Source organism: Chelatococcus sambhunathii (assembly GCF_001418005.1).
Taxonomy (GTDB): Bacteria; Pseudomonadota; Alphaproteobacteria; order Rhizobiales; family Beijerinckiaceae; genus Chelatococcus_A; species Chelatococcus_A sambhunathii.
In genome coordinates this window covers 625,965-638,577 of the sequence record NZ_LIOL01000001.1, presented here as the reverse complement: position 1 = coordinate 638,577, position 12,613 = coordinate 625,965, and the positions used below count along the sequence as shown (strand labels likewise).

Here is a 12,613-nt window from a genome sequence, read left to right as displayed (position 1 = left end):
CCTTCCTCACGAAGCAACGCAGGTTGCACGGAACGTCCCGCCCGCGGGACGGGGAAGGCATTGCCATGATCATCGGGAAAGAAGAGCCGCGCGACATCGCGGCACGCGAGGCGCTGCTCGACGAGGCCTTCGGAGCGGCGCGCTTCACGAAGACGTCGGAGCGCCTGCGCGAAGGGCGCCTGCCGGCCGAGGGGCTCGCCTTTGCCGCGCGCGAGGGCGGGCGGCTCGTCGGCACCTTGCGCCTGTGGCACGTCACGGCCGGTCCCTCACGGCCGGCGCTCATGCTCGGCCCGCTCGCGGTGGCGGCGGACATGCGCTCGGCCGGCGTCGGCGGCGCGCTGATGCGCCGCGCCATCGCCGATGCGGCCGATCTCGGCCACGGGGCCATCCTGCTCGTGGGCGATGCGCCCTATTACGCGTGCTTCGGCTTCTCGGCGGCGCACACCGGCGGCCTGTGGCTGCCCGGACCCTTCACGCGCGAGCGCTTCCTCGGGCTCGAACTCGCCCCCGGCGCGCTCGGCGGGGCGCGCGGCCTCGTCTCGCCGACCGGGCTGCCGGCGGCACTGCCCGATCTTGGCCAGCTCGTCGCCGCGGCGCACGAAGGCGGCCGGGAATACGCCCGGGCGGCCTGATTCCTGCTTTTCCGATTGACTGCGCCGCACGGACACGGATTCGTGCGGTCGCAGCCGTTTTGTCCGTCCCGCCTGCGGGACATCACCCGCCAGCCCAGGAGAGTGAAGAGATGACCGACTGGCCCGTGCATGCCCGCTTCGACGGCCCCATCGTCATGATCGGCTTCGGTTCCATCGGCAAGGGCACCCTGCCGTTGATCGAGCGCCACATCGCCCACGACCGCTCGAAATTCGTGGTCATCGATCCCGATGCCAAGAACCGCGGCGTGCTCGACGAGCGCGGCATCCGCTTCATCAACGAGGCGATCACGCGCGAGAACTTCGACCATCTCCTCAAGCCGCTGCTGACGGCCGGACCGGGGCCGGGCTTTCTCGTCAACCTGTCGGTCGAGGTGTCGTCCACCGAGATGATGCGCCTCGCGCGCGAGTGCGACGCCTTCTACATCGATACCGTGGCCGAACCCTGGGCCGGCTTCTACACGGACCCGCGCCTCACGGTCTCGCAGCGCTCGAACTACGCCCTGCGCGAGGGGGTGCTCAACATGAAGGGCGCGCTTGGCCCGGGCCGCACGGCCGTCAACTGTTGCGGCGCCAACCCCGGCATGGTGTCCTGGCTCGTCAAGCAGGCGCTCCTCAACCTCGCCGCCGACCTCGGCCTCGACGAGCCCGAGCCGGCGAGCCGGGAGGAATGGGCGCAGCTGATGATGAAGGCCGGCGTCAAGGGCATCCATGTCGCCGAGCGCGACACCCAGCGCGCGAAGAAGCCCAAGGAACGCGGCACCTTCGTCAACACCTGGTCGGTCGACGGCTTCATCGCCGAGGGCCTGCAGCCTGCCGAGCTCGGCTGGGGCACGCACGAGAAGACGCTGCCGCCAGAGGGCCGCAGCCACGACTTCGGTTGCGGCGCCGGTATCTATCTCATGCGCCCCGGCGCGGGCACGCGCGTGCGCTCCTGGACGCCGACGGCCGAGGCCCAGCACGGCTGGCTCATCACCCACAACGAGGCGATCTCCATCGCCGACTATTTCACGGCGCGCGAGGGCGGGAAGGTGGTCTACCGTCCGACCTGCCACTACGCCTACCACCCTTGCGACGACGCGGTGCTGTCGCTGCACGAGATGGCCGGTGGCCAATGGAGGATCCAGGACATATGGCACATCCTCGACGAGGAGGAGATCGTCGATGGCATCGATGAACTCGGCGTGCTGCTCTACGGCCATGCGCGCAATGCCTACTGGTACGGTTCGCAGCTTTCCATCGAGGAGACGCGGCGCCTCGCGCCTTATCAGAATGCGACCGGTCTGCAGGTGACCTCCGCGGTGCTCGCCGGCATGGTCTGGGCGCTCGAAAACCCGGACCGCGGCGTGGTCGAAGCCGACGAGATGGATTTCCGTCGGTGCCTTGAGGTGCAACTGCCCTATCTCGGCCCCGTCGTCGGCCGCTATACCGACTGGACGCCGCTCAAGGACCGCGGCGTCCTCTTCCCCGAGGACGTCGACCACGACGATCCCTGGCAGTTCAAGAACGTCATCGTGCGCTGAGGCGGGGCCGACAGGCCCTCGTTTCCGCTTCGACAGCAGCAAGCGCCGTCGCGGTTGACGCGGCGGCGCGGGCATGGACAGACTGTTGGCAACAGTGCGGTCCGAGCGGCCCGCAGGGTGCCGGTCCGGCTACCCCGACGTCGTCCGGCGTCTGTCGCCAGCGTTGCCCTTATCCGCGTAGCCTTGCCCGAGTTGTCGCGCCCATGCCCTTCTTCGACGACATCTACGCAGCCAAGCTGCGCGGCAATCTCGGCCTCGCCGATGCCGAATCAGTGATCGACCTGCGCGGCCTGGCCCGCCAGCGGGCGCTCGCGTCCATCAAGGAGATGCTGGAGCGCAGCCGCTTCGCCGCGGGCAAATCCGTCGCCGTGCTCATCGATCCGGCCTCGCCGACGAGCGGAGAGACCTTATTCCAGCCCGTCGGCCGCCTTCTGCTCGAGGCGCGGCGCAAGGGCTGGGTCGAGCGGCTCACGCCGCTTCCGGCTCGCGACGGCGCCGGTTTCTACGTCGCGCTTTCGGGCCGGCCGGACAACGGCGATTGAACGCCGTCAGCCGGCGTCCTCCGGCAGGCCCGCGCCGGCAATGGGCAGGGTCTCGTGGCGGTTGCGGAAACCCGCGATCAGCGGCCGCGCCTCGGCGATGGCGGCCTTGACCGCCGGCAGGTCGAGCGAAGCGGCGTGGCTCTCCCTGTCCTTCCACACCTCCGTCACCCACAGGGCGTCGGCATCCTCCATGTCATAGGCGACGACATAGCTGATGCAGCCCGGCATGTCGGCCGTGCCCTCGACGAGGATGGCCGCCAGCCTGTCACGCGCGCCAGGCGTGGCGATGATCTGGCCGAGCAGTCCGTACATGGCGTCGTCTTCCCCTGAGGATGCCGGTGTGACGACAGGTTAGGGCGGGCGAAGGGGACTGGCAATCGGAGGGGCGGCGCCTGTGCATGCGCCACCCCCGACCGGTCTCAGAACCGATATTCCATGACGATCTCGCCCCCGATGACAGCGCCGGTGTACCGGAAGCCGAAGCTCTCGTAGATCCGGCGCGCCCGCTCGTTCTCGGGATGCACGCCCAGGACGACGCAGGGGCAACCGGGCAGCCGCGAGAGCTGCTCGAGGATGTGCCCCAGGGCAGCCCGCCCATATCCCTTGCCCTGGAACCGAGCATCGATCATCAGGCGATAGATCCAGTAGTTCCCGTCGTCCTCATCGCGTGCATACATGGCGAACCCGACGGGCTCACCTGCCGCGGTTATGATGAGCGGCACGCAGGCACCATTGTCTTCTGCTTCCTCAAGCGATTCCGCGTTGCTCGCGATATACGCCGCCTGGTGCGGATGGGGCCGCAACGACAAGATCGAGCGATAGTCCTCACGCTTCGGTGGTCTCACTGTAACGGCGGCGCGCACTTCGGCAGCCCGCTGCTCGATGTCTTTCATGAACAATTCCGGAGTTGTTCGCGATCACCGCCCTTTGCCCGGAGTGGGATCGGCCGTGGCAATGCACACCGTTCTTCTCAAGCCCGCGGGGGCCGAGCAGAACCGGTGACTGGTGAGCTGGCTCAGAAGGGATCGGGCGCGACCGGGCCTAACGCCTGTCGCCCTGTTCGATGCCAGCGAGCGCGCTTGAGACAGAAGTCTTGGACATGAGCGCGCTCCCCGGTTCGCATTGCACATCGCAGGGAGCTAGCCGATTGGACGACGGCTTGCAAGCTCACGCAATTTAAGATCATTGGGGAAAATCATAAATAATGGCGTGGGATGGGTCTGATATCGGACCGTTTCCACACCAAGTGCGTCGACACGAAGTCCGAGCAGGGACTACTGCTGACCGGCACAGAATGCATCACTCATTGAGAATTTCGGCCGGGCCCGTCACTGCTGCGAATGTATTTCTCGATACCGCCGTGTGTCGAGTTCGTAGAACATGTCGCCCTTCTCGCTTCCCGGCAAGGGGGCGGGCCAGTCCAGGTGACGGGTCTCGACGTGAACGAAGCCGAGCTTGTCAAGGACGCGCCGCGAGCCGGTGTTGACTGTCATCGTTGTCGCCCTGACCCGTGTCAGGCCCATTGTCGCGATCCCGTGCTGCAGGACGGCAGTTGCCCCTTCGGTGGCGAGGCCCCGACCCCAGTCAGCCGAACGCAGCCGATAGCCGAGTTCGGCCGTGCCGGAGCGATCCTCCGCAGCGATCAGGGCAAACCATCCGACGAAACTGCAGTCCGAACGCAACCGCGCAGTCCAGATGCCCGGTTCGCCGCCGCGCGGTCGCAGAAAGGGTGCGGAGTCATCTTCAGGCAGTCCCGGCGGTCCGAGGAAACGCATGACCTCGGCATCGAATTCAAGGGAAGCAAGCTCTGGGCCATCGTCCGGCGAGGCGGGCGCCAGAGTCATGCGGGCCGTCGTGAGGATCGTTGCCGGCGCCAGGGCGCCCGGCGACCTGAAGGTTTCGGCCGCAAGCCGCAGACGGGTGCCGTCGATCAAGGCCATGGAGAAGCCCTTCGTAATAGGCATGATGTGCCGGCCAATCCGTGCGGCGCCTGGCGTCAAATCCCGCGATCCGGGAGCCTGCGCGCGACGCCGCGGAATTCAGCAACGACGGTGCCGTCGGACGCGGTGACCGTACCGTCGTAGACGCCCGAGCGTCCGGCCCCGGACCGACGCGACACTTCGGCGGTCAGCCGCTCGCCCTGCCGGGCAGGGCGCAGATATGTGACGGTGCAATGCTGCGCCACCGCCGTATCGCTTCCGCCATTGCAGGCGACGCCGAACGCGGCATCGGCGAGGGCAAAGATCACACCGCCATGACACGTCCCATGACCTTGAACCATCCCCTCGCCAACGACCAGCGAAATCCGCGCCCTGTCGCCGTCGGCGCTTTCCAGAACGGCGCCGAAACTGCGCATCAGCGCGTCACCCTCGAACATCTGCCGGGCCCTTTTCCCTTCACTTACACCCATTGCAAGTTGCCTCGTCCGTCTTTATGTTGCCAAAAGCAACTTAAATGGAACATTGGCAACATGCAAGATGCCGCCATCGCCGCCATCCGGCAGTTCAACCGCTTCCACACGAAGCTTGTCGGTGCGCTGAACGAACATCTGCTGGCCTCCGACTATTCGCTGCCGCAGGTCCGGGTGCTCTACGAGATCGCCAACGCCCCCCCGGCCGCGCCGCTTTCGGCCAACGAACTGGCCGAAGCCCTCCGGCTCGATCCCGGCTATCTCAGCCGCCTGATCGGCGGGCTCGAGGCGAAGGGGCTGATCCTGCGCGAGCCGGCGCCCGGCAACGCGCGCCGGCAGGAACTGCGGCTCACCGAGACGGGCCGTGCGGAGTTCGCCCGGCTCGACAGCGCCTCTGCCGCCGAGGTCGAGGCGCTGATCGCGCCCCTGTCCGAGCGCGACCGGCGCGAGCTTGTCGGGGCCATGGCGCGCATCCGGCAGCTTCTCGGCGACCGGACCGAGGACCGTTTCGTGGTCTTGCGGGATCCCGAGCCGGGCGATCTGGGCTGGATCGTGCACCGCCAGGCGCGCCTTTATGCAGAGGAATACGGTTGGGACTGGACCTACGAGGGCCTCGTGGCCGAAATCGTCGGGCAGTTCGTGAAGCATTTCGACCCGGCCGGCGAACGCGCGTGGGTGGCCGAGCGCGACGGCGGCATCGTGGGCTCGATCTTCGTCGTCCGCGAGGACGATGCAACAGCGCGTTTGCGCCTTCTCTATGTCGAGCCCTCGGCGCGCGGCCTCGGTCTGGGGCGGCGGCTGGTGGAAGAGGCGCTGCGCTTCGCCGGCGCCCGCGGTTACCGGCGAATGATTCTCTGGACCAACGATGTTCTTGTCTCGGCGCGGCGCATCTACGAGGCGGCGGGTTTCCGGCTGATCGACGAGAAACCCCACCACAGCTTCGGGCAGGACCTCGTCGGCCAGACCTGGGAGCGCGCGCTGTGACCGGGTACGCTCACCTCGCGGCGGCGGCGACCGGCGTGCAGGTCGGCGCGGCGATGGCGATGAGCGCGGCGGCCGTGGCCGAAACCGGCGCGTCCACGCTCGCCTTTCTGCGCTATGGTGTAGGGCTCGCGATCCTCGTGCCGGCTTTGCGCGGAGCATGGCGCATCCTGCCCGGCACTCGCGATCTTCTGGTCATCTGCGCGACAGGTGCAGCCCAGTTCGGCCTTCTGGTCGTGCTGCTGAACATGGCTGTGGCCACGGCACCCGCGTCGCAGGTGGCGCTCGTCTTCGCGACCATGCCCCTGATGGCGCTGGCGCTGTCGGCCTTGGCGGAGGGACGCGCCGTCACGCGTTGTCAGGCGGTGGCGGTCTGCGGGGCGGTTGCTGCGACGGGCCTCGTCCTGGGGCGGCAGGCGCTGGCCGCGAGCCCTTCCGTCTCGGCCCTGCCGGGGCTGGGTCTGGCTGCGCTGGCCACACTGGTCGGGGCGGCTTGCGCGCTGGTCCATCAGCCGCAGATCGTGCGCCATGGAGTCGCCCGCGTGAGTGGCCTGTCGATGGCGGCGGCGCTGCCGTTCCTCGCCCTCGCAACCCTTCTCGAGGGTTGGCCCGTCCTGCCGCGCAACTGGTCGGAAGAGACAGTCGCGCTCGTGCTGGGCCTCGGCGCTTCGAGCGGCCTCGGCATCCTCCTGTGGCTCACGGCTCTGGAGCGGCTGCCAGCCGGAGTTGCCAGCGCTTTCCTCGGCCTCGGCCCGGTGACTGCGCTGGTCATCGGCTGGGCGGCATTGGGCACGCCGACACATCCGGTCGAGGTGGCCGCCGCGGCGCTGGTTCTCGGCAGTCTGATCCTGCTGGCGCGCTGCACTTCGATCGAACCTGCTGAAAGGAAATCGCCGCTTGCGTGACACCCTGATTCCCGGCCTTCGTCACGAGTCGAGGACGATCGTGACCCCTGCCATGCTGGTGCCGGCCCTGGCCGGCCAACTGCCACCCTTTGCGGACATGCCCGCCGTTCTGGCCACGGCGATGATGGTTGGCTTCGTCGAGGCGACCTGCATAGACCTGATGCGCCCGCATCTCGACGAGGGCGAACATTCGGTCGGCATCCATATCGACATGAGCCATGCGGCTCCGACCTCTGCAGGGTCGGATCTGCGCGCCGAGGTCGAAGTTGAGACCGTCGCGGGTCGGATCCTGAGTTTCCGCGTCCGGGCCTTCGATTCGGCTGGTCCAATCGGCGAGGGGACGCATCGCCGAGCGGTCATTTGCATGTCGCGCTTCTCCGAGAAGATCGTTGAACGTGCGGGGACAGCCACTGTAGGCACGGGGCGCCCGACATGACCGTGGCTGCAAGCATCGACAGGGACGCGATCCGGCAGACCGAAGCCCTGATCCGCCCGCACATCCGGCGCACACCCGTGCTGCGCTGCGACCTCGCGGACTTCGGTGGGGCGCCTTGCGCTGTCGCCCTGAAGCTCGAATGCCACCAGCATTCCGGATCTTTCAAGGCACGCGGCGCCCTTGCGGCGTTGATCGGCCATCCCGTGCCGCAGGCTGGCGTGGTCGCTGCCTCGGGGGGCAATCACGGCGCCGCGGTGGCATGGGCCGCCGGTCGCCTCGGACATCCGGCCACGATCTTCGTGCCCGAAGTCGTGTCGCCGGCCAAGGCCCGGCGCATCGAGAGCTACGGCGCTCACCTTGTCGTCGGCGGTGCCCGTTACGCCGATGCTCTTGCCGCCAGCGAGGCCTTCGCAGCAGAAACAGGAGCGCGTCCGATCCACGCTTTCGATCAGGCCGAGACCCTGCTGGGTCAAGGAACGCTGGGCCTTGAGATTGCACAGGACGCCCCCGAAGCCGAGACCCTGCTGGTTGCCGTCGGCGGCGGCGGCCTGATCGGCGGGATCGCAGCCTGGTTTGCCGGCGAAAGGCGGGTCGTCGCCGTCGAGCCCGAGACAGCGCCGACGCTTCATGCCGCGCTGGCCGCAGGACAGCCGGTCGATGCCCCTGCGGGCGGGATCGCTGCGGATTCCCTTGCGCCACGGCAGGTGGGACGGATAATGTTCCCGATCGCCCGGGCCCTTGTCGCCGAAAGCCTGCTTGTTACCGATGACGAGATTCGGCGGGCGCAAGCCGCACTGTGGGAAACGGCGCGGGTCGTGGCCGAACCGGGCGGAGCCGCGGCCTTTGCCGCGATCCTGAGCGGGCGCTACCGGCCTCGGGCCGGCGAGACGGTCTGCGTGCTGATCTGCGGCGCGAACACCGATGCCGTGCGGATCGACTTGGACTGAGCCGCCGACGAGAGGCGAGGCAAGGTTGGCAACCGGCCGGCCTGTCACTACCCGATGTCGTTTGTGTCCGCGTCATGGCCGCCCCGTGGAGACGGGCCGCTCTATGTCGTTTGACGGAAGCCGCATGATCTATTCGGGTTCTGGATGGTTCAGGATGCCTGAGGTGACTCCATGGTCCCGAAGAATACCGTCTGTCTCGGATTCAACCGCGAGGTCGAGCGCGCCTTCGCCGCGATAATGACCATGCGCAAGATCGACCAAGCCGCCATCAATGCCGCCGGTCGGGGCTGAGGCCATGCAGGGCAAGACCCGCTATGCCAACGGCCAGCCCGTTTTCCGGCAGGAGGATGAACTGCTGACCTACTATTTCAAGACCGGGCTGAAGAAGGCCCAGGGACGCTCTGTCGCTGGTGTCATGCAGGGCGAATGGCTGTTCTGGCGCGAGACGGGCGAGCTGTGGCAGATCGGCCATTTCCGCGACGGCGTGAAGCACGGGGACTGGCTGCGCCTTGCCCGCGACGGGTCGGTGGAGAAGCGCGAGACCTTCGCCGAAGGCAAGGCCGTCCGGAGGGCGGCGCCGTGACTGCTCCTGCTCCTACATCGGCCGCCGACGTGCGGCGCCTCGCCCTGTCGCTCCCCGGCACGACCGAAGCGCCGCATTTCGACCGCGCGGCATTTCGGGCCCGGCGCATCTTTGCCACGCTGCCACGGGATGGGACCGCCGCGAACCTGCGCCTGTCGCCCGAGGATCAGGCGCATTGGTGCGCCCTGCTTCCTGCGGCGCTGCGCCCGGTGCCGAACGGCTGGGGGGCGCGGGGCTGGACGGAGGTGCTACTGGATCGGATCGACCTTGTCGATCTGGAAACGATCCTGCAGCGGGCTTGGCTCGATGCAGGCGGGCGGATGGACGAACGGCCGCTCAGGGGGGCGACATAGCGCAGACGCTCATCCGCAAGGCGCGGTCCGACGCGGACGATACGCTGCACGCGCTCGCCATTCGATCCGCGACCGTCCGGGGCTATATGCCGTCTTCGGACGCTATTCCAGGGCGAATGCTGCCGCTGATGCCGCGCGAACCTCCGCGACGAAGGGTAAACTTCGCCGGTCGGCAAATTGTCCTTGACGACGGCGTGCCGTGCGATTACTTCGCCGTATGGAAAACAATTCGGACCGACTCGATCACGTCTTCGCCGCCCTGTCCGACCCGACCCGCCGCGCCATTGTCGCGCGGCTGGCGCAGGGCGAGGCGTCGGTGGGCGATCTGGCAGAGCCTTTCGCCATCGGTCTGCCGACGATGCTCAAGCACATCCGGGCGCTGGAGCGCGGCGGGCTGATCGTCTCGACCAAGACAGGCCGCGTCCGGCGCTGCGCTCTGGTCCCCGACGCCCTGCGCCAGACCGAGGCCTGGCTGCGCACCCATATCGCCGCTTGGGAAGGCCGGCTCGACCGGCTGGAGGCGCATCTCACCCGCATGAAGAAGGATCAAGGCAATGACCGCTGACTCCGCCTGGGCCGACTGGCCGCTCGATCGTGAGATCGTCCTTGCCCGGGTTCTCGATGCCCCGCCCGAGGCAGTGTTTGACGCCTGGACCGATCCCAACCAGATCACCGCCTGGTTCGGGCCTGAAGGCATGGCGATCGAGACGCGCGCGATCGACCTCACCGAAGGGGGCGTCTGGCGCTTCGACATGGTGGGGGCAGACGGCACCCGCTACGACAATCGCATGACCTTTCTCATCATCGACCGGCCGCACCGGATAGAGGTTGAACACGGCGCCGACCGCGACGACGACCCCGGCCGCTTCCGCATGCTGGTCACGTTCGACGCGCAGTCGGACGGCAAGACGGTGCTGACCTTGCGCCAGATGCATCCGAGCCGCGCGCAGCGGCAGGCGACTGTCGGCTTCGGTGCGGTCGAATACGGCGCGCAGACGCTTGACAAGCTCGCGCGCCACCTCGCCGCGCGTGGTGCGCGGGCAGGTGTGTGATGACGAGACGCTCCATGCCTATCCGTTCTCGTTTCACAGCCAGAAGGTGCTGGTCGCGCTGTGGGAGAATAACGTCCACATTGATGACCGACATCTCGAGGAACCCGGCGCAATGAACGCCATGCAGACCGCCGTGGACGGGGCGATCCGGCCCGGATAGGACGGGCTGGCTGAGGCGCGCCAAAAAGCCATCGAACGGCTCGATGCCGCCCATGGCTGGATCCGGCGGCGTATTACCGGCCGGGCCAGGGCGGCAGGGCTGGCGCTGTTCGATGCCGCTGGGCGCAACCCATCGGGCTCGAGCATCCGGGGTTGCCTATCGCGCCTGGCTGTTGGCGCGCCCGTCCTTTGCAGGCGCGGTCGACGAGGCGCCGCGCTGTTGCGGTGATTTTCCGCTGGTCGCGTCGGATCGGGACCGACGCGACCGGAGAATATGCAACCTTTTCGTTGCATTTTGCGGTGCCCGTGGCATCATGCAACTATTGTGTTGCATATTCAGAAGTGACCATGCCCGATACGATCGAGAAGACCATCCACCTCAAAGCTCCGCCCGACCGCGTCTGGCGTGCGCTGAGCGACAGTACCGAGTTCGGCCGCTGGTTCCGCGCAGAAGTGACCGGCGAGATCCGCGAGGGCGCGGTGCTCTCCTGCCGCAGCCTCTATCCCGGCACTGAGCACATGCGCTGGGACATGCGCATCGTGACGCTGGAACCCGGCCGGCGGCTGGTCTGGGACTGGCCCGCCTTCGACCCCGCAGCCTTTCCTGGTGATCCGGACAGCGACGCGCGGCTGACGGTCTCGATCACGCTCACGCCCGAGGGCGCGGGCACGCGGCTGACGCTGGTGGAATCGGGCTTTGCCGATCTGCCCGAGGGGCCGGCGCTCGCCGTCTGGCAGCGCAACGAGGGTGGGTGGACGATGCAGATGCAGAACATCGTCGATCATGTCGCGACCTGAGATGCGCGCGCCCGATCCGGTGCCGATCTTTGCCGCGCTCGGCGATCCCACCCGAGCGGGCATCCTGCGGCGGCTGGCGCGCGAGGGGCGGCTGAGCCTGACGCAGCTTGCCCGCGGCGCGCCGATCACCCGGCAGGCGGTCAGCCGTCATGTCGCCGTGCTCGAGGCGGCGGGCCTCGTCGCTGCGCGCCGCCATGGACGCGAACTGCAGCTGACTCTGCGCCCCGCGCCGCTGGCCGAGGCGGCGAACTGGCTGGCCGAGGTTGGCGCCGCCTGGGACGGTGCGCTCGACCGGTTGGCGCGGCAGGTCGAGGAGGACGGGGGGTGACAAGAAACACATTCCTCACTCTGCGCGACAGGGGCGCCCGGCATGGCTGATCGACCCGGCTGCCAAACGGAGCCCCAGGCCCGCCGACTCTTCGTCGGCCTTCCAGGCGATACCGGGCCGGGGCCCGAGACCGTTGCACCGCAGGCCGAGACGGACACGCTGTCCGTGCCGCCGGACCTGCGCCCCGCGATCCGTCAGGCGCTGGTGTGGCGCGAGGCCGTGGCGCCCCACCGGCGGATTGTCGAGCATGTCCTGCCGGACGGGGCCGTGCGGCTCTGGTTCGACCTGTCGGGGGCGGCGGCAGAGCCGTTGGTTCTGGGCCCGCGGTTGGAGGCCCAGACTGTCATCGTGCAGGGGTGCGTGGCGGGGTTGTCGCTCGCGCTGACGCCTGCCGCGGCGCGGGCAATTGTGGGCGCCCCGCTCCGGGACCTGCGCGCGCAGGCCGTGGGCTTTACCGACCTCTGGGGACTGGAGGCGAGGGATCTCGGCGACCGGCTCACGGGTGCCGCAGACCTGGGGCAGCTTGCCGCGGCCCTGTGGCAAGGGCTGCGGCAGCGCCTTCAGCGCGCCGGCGGCCTGTCCGACGAGGGCAGGCGGACCGCGCGGGTGGCGGCGGCGCTGGCGCGCGGCGAGGGCCCCGACAAGATTGGACTCGGCGAGCGGCGAATTCAGCAGCTTTTCGTCGAACATCTGGGGCTTTCGCCGCGGGAGCATCGGCGGCTTTGGCGCTGGCACAGCTTGCTGCGCCGCCTGCGCATGGTGGACCGGCCGGACTGGGCCGCGCTCGCCGTTGCGCAGGGCTGGTACGACCAGGCGCACATGCTGCGCGACTTCCGCGCCTTCGCGGGCATGACGCCGACGGCCTATCGGGCGCTGGCCGTTTCGGGTCCGTCCAAGACGGCCGGCCGGGAGTCGGGCTAGGCAACGCGCCAGCCGAGACAGGAGA

Annotated in this window: 18 protein-coding genes; 14 read left to right on the top strand and 4 right to left on the bottom strand. The window is 68.4% G+C overall.

Annotated elements, in window-relative coordinates; all coding sequences use genetic code 11:
- The first annotated feature begins 65 nt into the window (after positions 1 to 65).
- The 3 genes from ASC46_RS03025 (at position 66) to ASC46_RS03015 (ending at position 2,715) form a co-directional block, all read left to right on the top strand.
- On the top strand, positions 66 to 632 hold the full coding sequence (locus ASC46_RS03025; RefSeq protein WP_055457774.1) for a GNAT family N-acetyltransferase: 567 nt from the start codon (positions 66 to 68) through the stop codon (positions 630 to 632).
- Positions 633 to 742: 110 nt separating this feature from the next.
- A complete protein-coding gene (locus ASC46_RS03020; protein WP_055457773.1) occupies positions 743 to 2,173 on the top strand; it encodes a homospermidine synthase in 1,431 nt (476 codons plus the stop codon).
- A gap of 203 nt (positions 2,174 to 2,376) precedes the next feature.
- Entirely contained in the window at positions 2,377 to 2,715 is a 339-nt protein-coding gene (locus ASC46_RS03015) for a hypothetical protein (RefSeq protein WP_055457772.1), read from the top strand.
- A 6-nt stretch (positions 2,716 to 2,721) separates the two neighbouring features.
- Here ASC46_RS03015 and ASC46_RS03010 read toward each other — a convergent pair whose 3' ends face one another.
- From ASC46_RS03010 to paaI, 4 genes are all read right to left on the bottom strand, one after another.
- The gene (locus tag ASC46_RS03010; RefSeq protein WP_055457771.1) at positions 2,722 to 3,027 is read right to left on the bottom strand and encodes a putative quinol monooxygenase; all 306 of its coding nucleotides are present in this window, start codon (positions 3,025 to 3,027) and stop codon (positions 2,722 to 2,724) included.
- Between the two features lie 107 nt (positions 3,028 to 3,134).
- On the bottom strand, positions 3,135 to 3,608 hold the full coding sequence (locus ASC46_RS03005) for a GNAT family N-acetyltransferase (RefSeq protein ID WP_055457936.1): 474 nt from the start codon (positions 3,606 to 3,608) through the stop codon (positions 3,135 to 3,137).
- A gap of 435 nt (positions 3,609 to 4,043) precedes the next feature.
- Positions 4,044 to 4,655 (bottom strand): GNAT family N-acetyltransferase, encoded by a 612-nt coding sequence (locus tag ASC46_RS03000; RefSeq protein WP_055457770.1) that lies wholly within the window; start codon positions 4,653 to 4,655, stop codon positions 4,044 to 4,046.
- A 56-nt stretch (positions 4,656 to 4,711) separates the two neighbouring features.
- Positions 4,712 to 5,071: a hydroxyphenylacetyl-CoA thioesterase PaaI gene (gene paaI, locus ASC46_RS02995; protein ID WP_245280457.1), complete on the bottom strand. Its 360-nt coding sequence runs from the start codon at positions 5,069 to 5,071 to the stop codon at positions 4,712 to 4,714.
- Here paaI and ASC46_RS02990 point away from each other — a divergent pair.
- The 11 genes from ASC46_RS02990 to ASC46_RS02935 all read left to right on the top strand — a co-directional run bounded on the left by ASC46_RS02990 (position 4,970) and on the right by ASC46_RS02935 (position 12,588).
- Positions 4,970 to 6,109, top strand: coding sequence for a bifunctional helix-turn-helix transcriptional regulator/GNAT family N-acetyltransferase (locus ASC46_RS02990; protein WP_342585593.1), 1,140 nt, complete (start codon positions 4,970 to 4,972; stop codon positions 6,107 to 6,109). The genes paaI and ASC46_RS02990 overlap by 102 nt on opposite strands.
- A complete protein-coding gene (locus ASC46_RS02985) occupies positions 6,106 to 7,011 on the top strand; it encodes a DMT family transporter (RefSeq protein WP_055457767.1) in 906 nt (301 codons plus the stop codon). Before ASC46_RS02990 ends, ASC46_RS02985 begins: the two co-directional genes overlap by 4 nt.
- Positions 7,004 to 7,447, top strand: a complete 444-nt coding sequence (locus ASC46_RS02980) for a thioesterase family protein (RefSeq protein WP_072249413.1) — start codon at positions 7,004 to 7,006, stop codon at positions 7,445 to 7,447. The genes ASC46_RS02985 and ASC46_RS02980 overlap by 8 nt, the downstream gene beginning before the upstream one ends.
- Positions 7,444 to 8,394, top strand: a complete 951-nt coding sequence (locus ASC46_RS02975; RefSeq protein ID WP_055457765.1) for a threonine/serine dehydratase — start codon at positions 7,444 to 7,446, stop codon at positions 8,392 to 8,394. Before ASC46_RS02980 ends, ASC46_RS02975 begins: the two co-directional genes overlap by 4 nt.
- Positions 8,395 to 8,689: 295 nt before the next feature.
- Positions 8,690 to 8,977, top strand: coding sequence for a toxin-antitoxin system YwqK family antitoxin (locus ASC46_RS21665; RefSeq protein ID WP_072249422.1), 288 nt, complete (start codon positions 8,690 to 8,692; stop codon positions 8,975 to 8,977).
- On the top strand, positions 8,974 to 9,330 hold the full coding sequence (locus ASC46_RS20730; protein WP_245280445.1) for an MmcQ/YjbR family DNA-binding protein: 357 nt from the start codon (positions 8,974 to 8,976) through the stop codon (positions 9,328 to 9,330). The genes ASC46_RS21665 and ASC46_RS20730 overlap by 4 nt, the downstream gene beginning before the upstream one ends.
- A gap of 217 nt (positions 9,331 to 9,547) precedes the next feature.
- Positions 9,548 to 9,895 carry an ArsR/SmtB family transcription factor gene (locus ASC46_RS02960; protein ID WP_055457763.1) on the top strand — a complete coding sequence of 116 codons (348 nt, stop codon included), beginning with the start codon at positions 9,548 to 9,550 and terminating at the stop codon, positions 9,893 to 9,895.
- Complete coding sequence (locus tag ASC46_RS02955) at positions 9,885 to 10,382, top strand: SRPBCC family protein (RefSeq protein WP_055457762.1); 498 nt, start codon at positions 9,885 to 9,887, stop codon at positions 10,380 to 10,382. The genes ASC46_RS02960 and ASC46_RS02955 overlap by 11 nt, the downstream gene beginning before the upstream one ends.
- Before the next feature lie 507 nt (positions 10,383 to 10,889).
- Positions 10,890 to 11,339 carry an SRPBCC family protein gene (locus ASC46_RS02945; protein ID WP_055457760.1) on the top strand — a complete coding sequence of 150 codons (450 nt, stop codon included), beginning with the start codon at positions 10,890 to 10,892 and terminating at the stop codon, positions 11,337 to 11,339.
- On the top strand, positions 11,326 to 11,667 hold the full coding sequence (locus ASC46_RS02940; protein WP_082464672.1) for an ArsR/SmtB family transcription factor: 342 nt from the start codon (positions 11,326 to 11,328) through the stop codon (positions 11,665 to 11,667). The genes ASC46_RS02945 and ASC46_RS02940 overlap by 14 nt, the downstream gene beginning before the upstream one ends.
- A 42-nt stretch (positions 11,668 to 11,709) precedes the next feature.
- Positions 11,710 to 12,588 (top strand): AraC family transcriptional regulator, encoded by an 879-nt coding sequence (locus ASC46_RS02935; RefSeq protein WP_055457758.1) that lies wholly within the window; start codon positions 11,710 to 11,712, stop codon positions 12,586 to 12,588.
- Positions 12,589 to 12,613: the final 25 nt, after the last annotated feature.